The sequence below is a fragment of the Pseudoduganella sp. RAF53_2 genome (assembly GCF_052113985.1).
Taxonomy (GTDB): Bacteria; Pseudomonadota; Gammaproteobacteria; order Burkholderiales; family Burkholderiaceae_D; genus Rugamonas.
This window is the reverse complement of record NZ_JBFRDW010000109.1, coordinates 1-11,973: the sequence shown is the minus strand read 5'-3', so window position 1 is coordinate 11,973 and position 11,973 is coordinate 1. Positions and strand designations below refer to the sequence as shown.

Genomic DNA, 11,973 nt, shown 5'->3' with positions numbered 1-11,973 from the left:
GGGCACCACCGGGCGTCCACTGAGCGCCGCCAAGCTTGACTCCCTGATCGACAAGTACGCGCCGCCGGCGCCGGCGCCGGCCGAACCGTTCCCGCCGGAGTTCAGCTTCGCGGAAGTGGCGCGCGGCTTGCAGGCTGGCGAATTCGATCCCTTCTTTCAGCCCAAGATCGAGCTGGAAACCGGCCAGCTGAAAGGCCTGGAGATGTTCGCGCGCTGGCGCCATCCCCAGCATGGCGTGCTGGGACCGCAAGCTTTCGTGCCTGTGCTGGAAAAGGCCAACCGCATCGGTTTCCTGGACTGGCACATGATCGAGAAGTCGGTTGCGGCCTGCCGCTGGCTGCACGACAAGGGCATTCCGATTTCGTTCTCGGTCAACGTCGACCCGGCAACTCTGTCGCATCCGCAGTTCATCCCGCAAGTGAAGGCTTGCCTGGAGCGCCATCGCATCCTGGCGGATTACATCACCTTCGAAATTACCGAGTCGGCCGTGCTGACAGCCATTCCGCACTTCCTCGAGCGCCTGCTGCGCCTGCGCATGATGGGCTTTGGTCTGGCCGTGGACGATTACGGGACGGGCCGCTCGAACCTGCAGCTGTTGGCGGCGATTCCATTCTCGGAACTGAAGATCGATCCGAGCTTTGTGGATGGCGCGTCGAAGAAGCGCGCATTGAGCACGGTGCTCAAGTCTTATCTGGGCCTGGCGCGCAGCCTGGATCGCCGTTCGACGGCGGTGGGTGTGGAAACCAAGCAGGATTGGGACTTCCTGCAAGGCCTGGGCTGCACCTACGCCCAGGGCTATTACATCGCCAGCGCGATGCCAGTGGATGAGATTCCCAACTGGCTGAACGAGTGGCGCCACTTCTTTTAAAACCCACGGCGTGAACCTGGTGGCTGCCACGATGTGGCAGCCACCTGCTTTGACGGTTTAGTACTGCGAGCGGTTGGGACGGATTTCCTGCAGAATCGTGGTGGAGATTTCSTCGATCGACTTGGTGGTCGAAGACAGCCAGCGAATCCCTTCGCGCCGCATCATCGCCTCCGCCTCATTCACCTCGTAGCGGCAGTTCTCGATCGACGCATACTTGCTGCCCGCGCGCCGCTCATTGCGGATCTCCGACAAGCGATGCGGTTCAATACTCAATCCAAAAATCTTTGATTTGAACGGATACAGCGCCGATGGCAGCTTGCCGCGTTCGAAATCGTCCGGAATCAGCGGATAGTTGGCCGCCTTGATCCCGTACTGCATCGCCAGGTACAGCGAAGTCGGCGTCTTGCCCGAGCGCGAAACGCCCACCAGGATCACATCCGCCGAGGACAGGTTCTTGTTGGACTGCCCGTCATCGTGGGCCAGCGAGAAGTTGATGGCTTCGATGCGGTTCTTGTATTCCTCGCTATCGACGATATTGTGCGAGCGGCCCACGGTGTGGGTCGACTTCACGCACAGCTCCTGCTCCAGCGGCACCACGAAGGTCTGGAACAAGTCCATGTGCATGGCGTTGGCGCGGTGGATGATGGCCGACAGCTCGGTCTTCACCAGCGTCGAAAACAGGATAGGACGTGCACCATCTTCGGTCGCCACCTCATTGATCTTGCGCACCGCGTCATAAGCCTTGTCCTCGTTGTCGATGAACGGCAGGCGGAACTGGCGGAACTTCATGTCGAACTGGGTCAGCACCGAATGGCCGAAAGTCTCAGCGGTAATGCCGGTGCCATCGGACACAAAAAACACGGTACGGGCGCAGGTAGTCGGAGTGGGGCGTTGCTCTTCTGTCATCAGAACGGTCGTTTCAGGTTTGCGAATCGTCAATTTGCTCTACAGGCTGTAAAATGCTTGCCAACGGTAAGATTGTGCTGCACGGCGCTAAGAATGACAAGAATGAATGCCGGCATGCCTGCGTAAAGATTTCTATCATCAAAAAGGTGTTTTTATGTCCAACGCAGCATTGAAGGAGCAGAACAGCGAGGCCGTTTACGTGGCTTCGTTCGAAAACTTGCGAATGACGGATGTCGAATCTGTCGGCGGCAAGAACGCATCGCTGGGTGAAATGATTTCCCAGCTGGCCGGCGCCGGCGTGCGCGTGCCTGGTGGTTTCGCCACCACCGCACAAGCATTCCGCGATTTCCTGTCGCACGCGGAAGCGGGTGGCAAGTCGCTGGCCGACCGTATCGCGGCACGACTGGAAGGCCTGGACATCGACGATGTCCGTTCTCTGGCCGCTGCCGGCGCAGAAATCCGCCAGTGGATCGTGGACACCCCATTCCAGCCGCGCCTGGAGTCCGAGATCCGCGCTTTCTACGACCGTCTGGTCGCTGACTCCACCTCCGAAGTATCGTTCGCCGTGCGTTCCTCCGCCACCGCGGAAGACCTGCCTGACGCTTCGTTCGCAGGCCAGCAGGAAACCTTCTTGAACGTGGTCGGCATCGACAACGTGCTGGACGCAATGAAGCACGTCTTCGCCTCCCTTTACAACGACCGCGCAATTTCCTACCGCGTGCACAAAGGTTTCACCCACGCTGAAGTGGCGCTGTCCGCCGGCGTGCAGCGCATGGTGCGTTCCGACGTGGGCGCGGCAGGCGTGATGTTCACCATTGATACCGAATCCGGTTTCAAGGACGTGGTCTTCATCACCTCCAGCTACGGCCTCGGTGAAACCGTGGTGCAGGGCGCCGTGAATCCGGACGAGTTCTACGTCCACAAGCCAATGCTGGAGCAGGGCAAGTCGCCTGTGATCCGCCGCAATATCGGCTCCAAACTGATCAAGATGGAATTCACCAACGAAGCCAAGGCTGGCCGTTCCGTGAAGACTGTTGATGTACCGATCGAACTGCGCAACCGCTACTCCCTGACCGACGCGGAAATCGTTGAACTGGCCAAGTACGCCGTGATCATCGAAAAGCACTACCAGCGTCCAATGGACATCGAGTGGGGTAAGGACGGCCGTGACGGCAAGCTGTACATCCTGCAGGCACGTCCTGAAACCGTGAAGTCGCAGCAGAAGAGCCACGAAGCGCAGCAGCGCTTCAAGCTGAAGTCCACCGGCACCGTGCTGACTTCCGGCCGCGCCATCGGCCAGAAGATCGGCGCCGGTCCTGTGCGCGTGATCCACGATCCAAGCGAAATGGAACGCGTGCAGCCGGGCGACGTGCTGGTTGCCGACATGACCGATCCGAACTGGGAACCGGTGATGAAGCGCGCATCCGCCATCGTGACCAACCGCGGCGGCCGTACCTGCCACGCGGCGATCATCGCCCGTGAACTGGGTGTTCCGGCGGTTGTGGGTTGCGGCGATGCGACCGACATCCTGAAGGACGGCACTTTTGTGACCGTGTCCTGCGCTGAAGGCGACGAAGGCAAGATCTACGACGGCCTGCTGGAAACCGAAGTGACCGACGTGGTGCGCGGCGAGCTGCCGGAGATCAAGACCAAGATCATGCTGAACGTGGGTAACCCGCAGCTGGCCTTCGACTTCCAGTCCGTGCCGAACGCCGGTGTGGGCCTGGCCCGCCTGGAGTTCATCATCAATAACAATATTGGCGTGCACCCGAAGGCGATCCTGGAATACCCGAACATCGACGCGGACCTGAAAAAGGCCGTGGAATCGGTAGCGCGCGGCCACGCTTCGCCGAAGCAGTTCTACATCGACAAGCTGGCTGAAGGCGTGGCGACCATCGCTGCTGCGTTCTGGCCGAAGAAGGTGATTGTGCGCCTGTCCGACTTCAAGTCGAACGAGTACAAGAAGCTGATCGGCGGTTCGCGCTACGAGCCGGATGAAGAGAACCCGATGCTGGGCTTCCGCGGCGCCGCGCGCTACCTGTCCGAAGATTTTGCACAAGCCTTCGAGATGGAGTGCATCGCCATGAAGCGTGTGCGTGAAGAGATGGGTCTGACCAACGTCGAAATCATGGTGCCGTTCGTGCGTACCCTGGGCCAGGCCGAGAAGGTGGTGAACCTGCTCGCCAAGAATGGCCTGAAGCGYGGCGAAAACGGCCTGCGCCTGATCATGATGTGCGAAGTGCCTTCCAATGCGGTGCTGGCGGAGCAGTTCCTGCAGTTCTTCGACGGCTTCTCCATCGGTTCCAACGACCTGACCCAGCTGACCCTGGGCCTGGACCGCGATTCCGGCATGGAGCTGCTGGCTGCCGACTTCGACGAGCGCGATCCTGCCGTGCAGGCGCTGCTGGCGATGGCGATCCAGTCCTGCCGCAAGCTGGGCAAGTACATCGGCATCTGCGGCCAGGGTCCTTCCGATCATCCGGAACTGGCTGTGTGGCTGATGCAGCAGGGTATCGAGACGATGTCCCTGAATCCGGACTCGGTGATCGACACTTGGCAGAAACTGGCAGAAATGCAACAATAAAGTAACGACAAGCCTCGTTGCTTAAGAAACCCCCGTGGCCTGCCGGTCGCGGGGGTTTTTATTTACGAGAACCCAAAACGAAGGTGGCTGCCACGGTGTGGCAGCCACCAGGTCTTGGCCGTGGGTTTTAAAGGAGATACCGACATGGCAGATTGGATAATGTGGCTGATCGGCGCGGGCGTGCTGGTCATCCTGGAGCTGTTCTCCGGCACCTTCTACCTGCTGATGATCGCTATCGGCATGGGCGCCGGCGCGCTGACTGCGTTGGCCCGCATCGACATGCCCGGCCAGACGCTGGTTGCGGCCCTGGTTGGCGTGATTGCGACCCTGCTGCTGCGCCGCAGCCGCTTCGGTAAAACCGTGCGGCCCGACGCGGCCAGCGACCCAAACGTGAACATCGACATCGGCCAAAGCGTCCACGTGCCCGCGTGGCAGGATCGTGCAGCGCGTGTGATGTACCGCGGCGCGATGTGGGACGTTGAACTCGCACCGGGCGAAGCGCCCGAGCCGGGCACCTTCCGTATCCGCGAAATTCGCGGCAGCCGCCTTATAGTAGGCGCTTAGTAGGCGTTAATTCAGGAGATCTCATGGAAATCACCGTCGGCACCGTCACGCTGGTTCTGTTCATCGTTGCGCTAGTCTTCGTCTTCAAGACCATCAATGTCGTCCCGCAGCAGCACGCCTGGGTGGTCGAGCGGCTCGGCAAATACCACGCCACGCTGGGGCCGGGTCTGAACATTGTCGTGCCCTTCATTGACCGCATCGCCTACAAGCACATTCTGAAGGAGATCCCGCTGGATGTGCCTTCGCAGGTTTGCATCACCAAGGACAACACGCAGCTCCAGGTGGACGGCATCATCTACTTCCAGGTGACGGACCCGATGCGCGCGTCCTACGGCTCGTCCAATTACATCGCCGCGATTACGCAGCTGGCGCAGACCACGCTGCGTTCCGTGATCGGCCGCATGGAGCTGGACAAGACCTTCGAAGAACGCGATCACATCAACACGACTGTAGTCAACGCCATCGACGAATCGGCCGCCAACTGGGGGGTAAAAGTGCTGCGCTACGAGATCAAAGACCTGACGCCGCCGCAGGAAATCCTGCACGCGATGCAGGCGCAGATCACGGCGGAACGCGGCAAGCGCGCGCTGATCGCTGCGTCCGAAGGCCGCAAGCAGGAGCAGATCAATATCGCCACTGGTGAGCGGGAAGCCGCCATCGCGCGCTCGGAGGGCGACAAGCAGGCCGCCATCAATCGCGCGCAGGGCGAGGCGGCGGCGATCCTCGCAATTGCCGAAGCGACGGCTGGCGCCTTGAAACAGGTCGGCAACGCGATTCAGTCGCCGGGCGGCGAGGAAGCCATGAACCTGAAAGTGGCCGAACAGTACGTGGGCGCATTTGCGAGTCTCGCGAAGACCAACAACTCGCTGATCGTTCCCGCCAACCTGGGGGACATGAGCGGCTTGATTGCGACGGCGCTGCAAGTCGTCAAGACGCAGAAGTGAGTACAATGCGTTCCAATTGAATTGGAGGCTGATGTGGGAACTTGGGCTGTAGGACCGTTCGGCAATGACTTCGCGCAGGATTGGGCGGAGGATTTGCAGGAATCGAAGGATTTGTATTTCATCGAAGAGACCCTGAACAATGTGCTTCAGGCCGAGACCACCGAATATCTCGAAGCGCCATATGGCGCCGAGGCTTTGGCTGCGGTCGAAACGCTGTCCCGCCTGCAGGGACGAGGCGGCGCGTCCGACGAGGATTCCGCTGCTGTCGATGAGTGGGTCGCTTCGGTGCTGCCGAAGTTCAAGCCCCGCCCGGATCTCGCCGACAAGGCTTGCCGCGCGCTGGCGCTGGTGTTGGCCGAAAGCTCCGAACTGCGCGAGCTGTGGCAAGACAGCGAGCATTACGATGAATGGCAAGCGTGCGTGCAGGAGCTGAGCAAAAGGATGTCCGCATGACCGAGCGCCATCAAATCGCCGCACTCGCCGCCGCATTAATTGTCACCAGCACGGCCACCGCGACCGCCACGGCCACTGCCACCACCACCACCACCACCGCCACGGCCACCGCCACCGCCACCGCCGCAGCCGCAGCCGCAGCCACCGCCACCGCCACCGCCACCRCCACCGCCGCAGCCACCGCCGCCGCAGGCCCGTCCTTAGCTGCCACCGCCACCTCCACCGCAGGCCCGTCGTCAGCCGCCAGCCCCAGCGCGAACGCATCCGGTGCAGCGGATATCGTCGCCGCATCCGGCGTGCCGGCCATCGCTGCCGCTGGCGCGAGCTCGCTGCCGAGCGCCGCGTCGGGTGAGGCCGCTCCTGCTGGCGCTGGGCAAGCTGCGGCATCGGGCGAAGCGGACGTCCTGGCGCGCCTGACGCAAATGCGCGCCATGCAGGCGCCTGCAAACGCTGTCGCAGCGCGCGAGCAAAATCACACGCTGGACAACGCCTGGCGCTTCTTCGGTGACAACAAGCCGACGGCGCTGCACGTGCTGCGCCGCGAGCTGGCGGCCGAATTGCGCAAGCCTCAGCCAAACCAGCTAATCCTGCTCGATATCGGATTCTTCCTCGCCCGCCTCGGCGAGCCGGGCGACAAGGCCCTGAGCATGCAAGCGTTGCGCACCATCGACGCCGATGCGCCGCTGATCAAGGCCAGCTCCGAGCAGCTGTTCCGCTTTGCCCATCTGACCGCCGCAGATCACGACGAGCGCCTGTTTCCTTTGCTGGACAAGRCTTTCTTGCACGGCAAGGTAACCGTCTTCGTGCCGCAGCACGGATTCACAGTGGATGAAGCCACGACCGCTGCTCTTATCTACGGCCAGTATGGAGCTAAAGGCGAAGCGCATCTGCGCGGCCTGCTCGGTGACAGCACCATCCGCAACAAAGTTCTGGAAGTGCTGATCGCCATTGGCTCACCGGACAGCGTGCCCGCAGTAGCAGCCTTGCTGCAAAGCGAAGATCCGGACACCTTCGTGCGTGYCGTCACCTTCCTGGCCCGCACCGGAGGCCCGCAAGGCCGCGATGCGCTGACCGCGTTCGATGCTAAAGCCCTGCAAGGCAAATCGCGCGAATACTTTGCGCAAGTCAGTCCGCGCCTGAAAGGTCTGGTCTTCGAATCCATGCGTGGTGAGCGCAGCGAGCAGCCGATCAGCGATGAGGAAGTGCGCCGCCGGCTGGAGTCGCTCTATGAACGCTATGGTGAGCACGAGGATTTGCAGGCATCCGACATTCTCTATTCAACGCTGCCGAAGCAATTCCTGATCGACCAGCTCACGCGCATCCGCGAGCGCACGCTGCTGCGCGTGTCCGACGAAGCGCTGGCCGATCTGGAGATGACGAACACGGTGCTGAACACCCTGCGCTACCGCCCCGACTAAGGCGTCATTCGCGGGTGAAGCTACCGGCCTTGCGCGCAGCATCGGCCATTGCCTGCAATGGCGCGGCGGCCAAGCCGGCGCGGCGGGCGAAGTCTGTGACGCTGCTGAAGTAGCCATCTTTGTCACGGCTCGCCAGCGCGCGGTCGGCCGCAGCGGCGCTGATGCCCGGCAGTGCCAGCAACTGTTCCCGTTCGGCGGTGTTCAGATTGACGGTGCGCGCCCTGGTGCCGCCAGCAGGGCCGCCTGCAACCCCAGGGGCTGGCGCTCCGGCAGCACCGCGCGCCGCAACCGGCAGCAGCCACAGCGCTGGGCCGACGCGGGACGCGAGCTTGTCGGGATGCGCCTGAACATCCTCAACTTCCGCGGCCATCGCCTTGCGTGCTTCCTTCAATTGAGGCACGAATGCATCGCCATCGGCAAAGCGCCCCGCCTGCGCGACGCGCTCGGCCTGTGCCGCCAAGGCAGGTGAGGTGAGGGCGCCATAACTTGTTTCGACCAGGACCTTCACGAAGCGCTTGCCATCGTCCGGAGACTGCTTGACCATGATTTGCGCCACGACCGGCATCAGGGCAGTGTCCACGGTCGGATGCYGCGCGCCTAGCGTGGAGAAGGCGCGGAATATCGGCTCGTAGCGTGTGCGCAGCGCGGCTGCGCCGCCTTCGCCGGGCGCCAGCTGGCGGAAGAAGAAGGTCGCCAGCATTCCTTCGGACGCTAGCATCTGCGCTGGGTTCTTCAGGCGCGAGCGGTCGAACATCGCGCTCAGTTCGCGCCGCTCGACGGCATCGCCAGCGCCCGGCATGGTGACCGTGCGATGCGCGAACAGATTCTCGCGAACGCCTTCTACGCGATAGTGGCGGTCCACATGATGCATCCAGAACGGTACATAAGCCTTGAACTCAACGCCCTGATCCTGCGCGCGCAGGCGCTCGTTGCGCGTGAAGCGCCGCGCCAGCGCCTGGAAGTGCGTGGCCCAGCCTTCGTCGAACGCCGTCTGCTGGTCGGTGATGCTGAAACTGTGATGCGGTGTGCGCGACTGGCCGGCAGGCAGATCGCCGATCAGGCGGCGCAGAAAAACGTGTCCCAGTTCATGCGCGAAGATCTCTTCGAAGCTGCCATCTGCCACCGAGTCCGCATCGACCACCAGATCGACATACGGCTCGCTGACCCAGCGGGTGCCGGATGGCTCCTGCAGCCAGAAGCCCTGACGCGGAAAGCCACCTTCCTCAAGGGACATCAAAAGCCAGGTGCTCTTTCCGCTACCGGAGAGCTGCATCGCCAGATCGTCCAGCGCCAGCATTTGCGCAGTGAAGCCATCGGATGCCTCTTTCTGCAAGGCGTCGTACAGCGCCCCACTGGTAACGCGCGATACGACCGGCGCTTCGCCTTTGCCATCCGGCGCAGGCTTCGACAGTGGCGCATTATCGGCCAAAACAGGTGCAAGAACGGCCAGTTCTCCAGCCGGCGCGTACGCGGCTGCACAGGCCAGCGCGCAGCCGGCCAAAAAATGTCCCCAGTTCTTCATTATTTCTCCTTTTGCGGCATACTATCGCGGTTTTCCTGACCAAAGTATGGAGAAAATGTATGTTGCAAATGCGTCCAGGTTGCGAATGCTGCGACCGTGATTTGCCCCCTGATTCGAAGGATGCCCGTATCTGCTCCTTTGAATGCACATTCTGCGCCGACTGCGTGGACAATAAGCTGAAAGGCGTTTGCCCCAACTGTGGCGGCAGTTTTGCGCCTCGCCCAACGCGCGCCGCCCACAAACTCGCCAACAATCCGGCGTCGACTACCCGCGTCTTCAAACCGGAGGGCTGCGCAACCGCAGCGTGACTGATGGAAGGGCAGTTGGTTGAATTCCTGCGCCGCCACCAGCGTGTGCTGGTGCTGACAGGCGCGGGTCTGAGCACGGCATCGGGCATTCCGGGCTATCGCGACAAGGACGGCGTGCGGCGCGGCCGCGCGCCCATACAGGGACCGGAATTCCGCCGTTCGGACACTGTACGCCGCCGCTACTGGGCGCGCAGTATGGTTGGCTGGGCCACATTGGGCCTGGCGCAGCCGAACGAAGGACATCGTGCATTGGCAGATCTGGAAGCATCCGGCCATCTGCATGCGGTCATCACGCAAAACGTGGATGGCCTGCACCAGCGCGCCGGCACGCGCAGTCTGATTGAACTGCACGGGAATATCCACCAGGTCTTCTGCCTCGATTGCCAGCGCCGCTTCGCCCGCGCCACGCTGCAGCGCAGGCTGGAAGCGGACAATCCCGCGTTGGCCAATGTGCTGGCGCATCCGCTGCCGGATGGCGATGCGCAGCTGGAGCCCGATTCGCTGGAAGACTTCAAGGTGCCGGCATGCGAGGCTTGCGGCGGGACCTTACAGCCGGACGTGGTCTTTTTTGGCGATAACGTGCCAAAGGACCGCACTCAAGCCGCCTTCGCGCGCATGACCGAAGCCGATGCCTTGCTGGTCGTGGGATCTTCGCTGATGGTGTTTTCCGGCTACCGCTTCTGCCGCATGGCGGCAGCGGACGGCAAGCCGATTGCCGCCGTCAATGCGGGCAAAACGCGCGCCGATGATCTGCTGGCCTTCAAACTGGAAGCGGCTGCACAGGAAGTGCTGCCGCGTGTGGTGCAGCTGCTTAGTGCTGCGGCAGCATAGTTGTTCCGGACGGGCCGTGGCCAACGATCTGGATCAGGGCCTCGCCATCTTTSGCCCAGGTGAAATGCGCCTGGCCCGCAGGTTCAGTCCAGGTGCTACCGACGGGCATTGCCTGCATCTGGCTTTCGTCGAAGCGATCGCCATAGCCCACATAAACAGTCCCTGACAGGACGACCACAACCCGATCATCGGGATGATTGTGGGGCGGGATCTTCAGGCCAGCAGGGAAGCGCGCCTGCACGACGTAAATCCCTGGACCGGTGGACTTGCCAAGCAGGGTTGTTTGCTGCGTCCCCGCCGGACTTGTGGCGGAAGGCAGCTGACCGATCTGGGCGGCGGAAATGCGGGCCGGTTGCAGCGGCTGGGCGCCTGCTGCGGATTGAATGGCCAGCAGGACGGCGCCTGCCAACCAGGGCGGGAATTTGCGCATGATGAACGTCTCCTTGTCAGAGAGTCCGCGCGAGAAGAGCAGCGTTAGCGCTGCAGCAGCATGGAGCGGACGATGCCTTCCTTGGCCAGCACATAGTCGTGGCCCGCCAGGACAAAATTGTTCTGCGGCTGCACGACCTTGATATTGATGAAGACTGCATCACTGGTTTCAGCATACGAGCCGACCACCACGGCCTGCGCATTGTGGTTCTGCGCCACTTCACCGATTTCGCGCGTCAGCATCAACTCGCCCTGGCCGCGTTTCAGGTAGACGGAATTGCGCAGCTTCATCTCCAGCATTTTAAGCCCGCCCTGAGCGAGGCGTGTCGAAAGCTGCTCGGAAATCAGGCGGCCCAGCGTGGAGGTCTGTTCCAGCGAATCGATGTTGACGATGGTCGCCATGATCAGCGGCTTGTCCACGACCAGACGGCCGGACAGCTGCGCGAGCAGGGCGTCCGCCGCCTTGTAATTCGCTGCCACGAACTGGTTGGAGGAGGTGGCCGCGTAATTCGTATCTTCCTTCGGCGGCGTATTCGCGCAGGAAGCCAGCAACAGGGGCAGCAGGCAGGCGACGGCGAGCTTGCGCATCAACGATCTCCCCGTACTTTGAACAGTTTGGTCACTTCGATGTCCTTCGGCTTCTCTTCCTTGATGCCATACAGCGAGCGATCGGCGTCCGCGACGTAATAGGCGGACGTGGAGCGCGCGTAATAGCGGAACTGGTCGGTGACGGAAGCGGTAATGATCAATTCAGTCTGCGGCGTGTCACCCGGTGCGTATTGGCTGCTGTACCAGTTGTAGCCGTCAAAGCCGGCGGCGGCGGCAGCCACTGCGAAGGCAGGGTCGGAATCCGACAAGATCCATACGCCTGCGCCAATCGCGGCCGGCAGGCCAGCATAGCGGCTTTGTGGGCGGTCAGGCGCAAAAGTCAGTGCTTGTACGTCCAGATCGATGCGCAGCGAGCCTGCCGGGCCGCGCGACACGACCTGGCCCTGATTCACCAGCGCCGAGATCAGCTGCGCGGTCAGCGCGCGCTGGAAGGGGGAGGATTGCGGTGTTTCGGCGATATAGAAAGGCCGCTGCGGGCCTTTCTTCATCTCGGCGATCAGCTGCTGGGACATGTGCTTGGCGATGACGTCCCAGTGT

The 11,973-nt window shown here is 62.1% G+C and carries 13 protein-coding genes; 8 read left to right on the top strand and 5 right to left on the bottom strand.

The genetic code is table 11. The features are described 5' to 3' along the window. The coding region (locus AB4Z11_RS09005) for an EAL domain-containing protein (RefSeq protein ID WP_442024567.1) at positions 1-868 on the top strand (868 nt) is incomplete at its 5' end. A gap of 57 nt (positions 869-925) precedes the next feature. Here AB4Z11_RS09005 and ppsR read toward each other — a convergent pair. Continuing rightward, positions 926-1,774 carry a posphoenolpyruvate synthetase regulatory kinase/phosphorylase PpsR gene (gene ppsR / locus AB4Z11_RS09000; RefSeq protein WP_442024565.1) on the bottom strand — a complete coding sequence of 283 codons (849 nt, stop codon included), beginning with the start codon at positions 1,772-1,774 and terminating at the stop codon, positions 926-928. A 223-nt stretch (positions 1,775-1,997) separates the two neighbouring features. Between ppsR and ppsA the strand changes: the two genes are divergently transcribed. The 5 genes from ppsA to AB4Z11_RS08975 all read left to right on the top strand — a co-directional run bounded on the left by ppsA (position 1,998) and on the right by AB4Z11_RS08975 (position 7,737). Continuing rightward, positions 1,998-4,358, top strand: coding sequence for a phosphoenolpyruvate synthase (gene ppsA, locus AB4Z11_RS08995; RefSeq protein ID WP_442024569.1), 2,361 nt, complete (start codon positions 1,998-2,000; stop codon positions 4,356-4,358). A 144-nt stretch (positions 4,359-4,502) separates the two neighbouring features. Beyond that, positions 4,503-4,922 carry an NfeD family protein gene (locus AB4Z11_RS08990; protein ID WP_442024563.1) on the top strand — a complete coding sequence of 140 codons (420 nt, stop codon included), beginning with the start codon at positions 4,503-4,505 and terminating at the stop codon, positions 4,920-4,922. Positions 4,923-4,945: 23 nt separating this feature from the next. Then, positions 4,946-5,866 (top strand): SPFH domain-containing protein, encoded by a 921-nt coding sequence (locus tag AB4Z11_RS08985; protein ID WP_442024561.1) that lies wholly within the window; start codon positions 4,946-4,948, stop codon positions 5,864-5,866. 33 nt (positions 5,867-5,899) lie between these two features. Further along, on the top strand, positions 5,900-6,319 hold the full coding sequence (locus AB4Z11_RS08980) for a DUF4259 domain-containing protein (RefSeq protein WP_442024559.1): 420 nt from the start codon (positions 5,900-5,902) through the stop codon (positions 6,317-6,319). Further along, the gene (locus tag AB4Z11_RS08975; protein ID WP_442024557.1) at positions 6,316-7,737 is read left to right on the top strand and encodes a hypothetical protein; all 1,422 of its coding nucleotides are present in this window, start codon (positions 6,316-6,318) and stop codon (positions 7,735-7,737) included. The genes AB4Z11_RS08980 and AB4Z11_RS08975 overlap by 4 nt, the downstream gene beginning before the upstream one ends. 4 nt (positions 7,738-7,741) lie before the next feature. Here AB4Z11_RS08975 and AB4Z11_RS08970 read toward each other — a convergent pair whose 3' ends face one another. After that, the gene (locus AB4Z11_RS08970) at positions 7,742-9,259 is read right to left on the bottom strand and encodes a helix-hairpin-helix domain-containing protein (RefSeq protein ID WP_442024555.1); all 1,518 of its coding nucleotides are present in this window, start codon (positions 9,257-9,259) and stop codon (positions 7,742-7,744) included. 59 nt (positions 9,260-9,318) lie between these two features. Here AB4Z11_RS08970 and AB4Z11_RS08965 point away from each other — a divergent pair, with 59 nt between their 5' ends. Both AB4Z11_RS08965 and AB4Z11_RS08960 read left to right on the top strand, forming a co-directional pair. Further along, on the top strand, positions 9,319-9,567 hold the full coding sequence (locus AB4Z11_RS08965) for a DUF1272 domain-containing protein (RefSeq protein ID WP_442024553.1): 249 nt from the start codon (positions 9,319-9,321) through the stop codon (positions 9,565-9,567). Between the two features lie 3 nt (positions 9,568-9,570). Then, positions 9,571-10,398 (top strand): NAD-dependent protein deacetylase, encoded by an 828-nt coding sequence (locus AB4Z11_RS08960; protein WP_442024551.1) that lies wholly within the window; start codon positions 9,571-9,573, stop codon positions 10,396-10,398. Here AB4Z11_RS08960 and AB4Z11_RS08955 read toward each other — a convergent pair. From AB4Z11_RS08955 to AB4Z11_RS08945, 3 genes are all read right to left on the bottom strand, one after another. Then, positions 10,379-10,828 carry a cupin domain-containing protein gene (locus AB4Z11_RS08955; protein ID WP_442024549.1) on the bottom strand — a complete coding sequence of 150 codons (450 nt, stop codon included), beginning with the start codon at positions 10,826-10,828 and terminating at the stop codon, positions 10,379-10,381. The genes AB4Z11_RS08960 and AB4Z11_RS08955 overlap by 20 nt on opposite strands. Positions 10,829-10,872: 44 nt before the next feature. After that, a complete protein-coding gene (locus AB4Z11_RS08950; protein ID WP_442024547.1) occupies positions 10,873-11,415 on the bottom strand; it encodes a FlgO family outer membrane protein in 543 nt (180 codons plus the stop codon). Beyond that, positions 11,415-11,973: hypothetical protein (locus tag AB4Z11_RS08945; protein ID WP_442024545.1), on the bottom strand; the 559-nt coding region annotated here is incomplete at its 5' end. The genes AB4Z11_RS08945 and AB4Z11_RS08950, both read right to left, overlap by 1 nt.